The organism is Dietzia sp. HMSC21D01 (genome assembly GCF_001815995.1).
Lineage (GTDB): Bacteria > Actinomycetota > Actinomycetes > Mycobacteriales > Mycobacteriaceae > Dietzia > Dietzia cinnamea.
This window is the reverse complement of sequence record NZ_KV823779.1, coordinates 1-536: the sequence shown is the minus strand read 5'-3', so window position 1 is coordinate 536 and position 536 is coordinate 1. Positions and strand designations below refer to the sequence as shown.

Here is a 536-nt window from a genome sequence, read left to right as displayed (position 1 = left end):
TGCAGGCGGGCCCTGTCGCCGTCGGTGGTCGCGGAGACGCCCCGGGGGCCGGGGTGGTGGTCAGCGGCGGAGTCGTCCATGGCGGACCACAGTATCGGCCGGCCCGGTCGCAGGGGGACCGGCGCTCGGGGGCACGGCGGCGGTCCGACGGCGGTCCGTGGCGTGACGGGGGGTGGGCGGGCCCGGCGCCCCGGCGCGCTCGGGGATAATCGGACGCATGACCGCATTCCTGGCCACCGGGGGCCGCGTCCTCACGCCCGCCTCCCGAGACGCCACCGCGCTGGCGCACGAGAACGGCCTCATCGTGTGGGCCGGTTCCGACGCCCCGGGTCCGGCCCTCTTCCCTGACGCGGAGCGGGTCGACCTGGCGGGGGACTGGGTCGCCCCGGCGTTCGTCGAGTGCCTCGCCGACGGGCTCGACCTCGCGGCCGCCGCCGCCCGCGGGGTGGTCCCCGCCGTACTGACGGAGGGCCCCGGGCCGGACGCTCTCGACGACCCTGCCGTGCTCGAGGAGAGGGTGCGCGCGGGGGAGCGGG

Annotated in this window: 1 pseudogene; it reads left to right on the top strand. The window is 78.7% G+C overall.

Going from position 1 to position 536, the window contains the following annotated elements:
* Positions 1 to 217: 217 nt before the first annotated feature.
* Positions 218 to 536: pseudogene (locus HMPREF3086_RS03940) on the top strand (amidohydrolase); the annotation flags it as partial.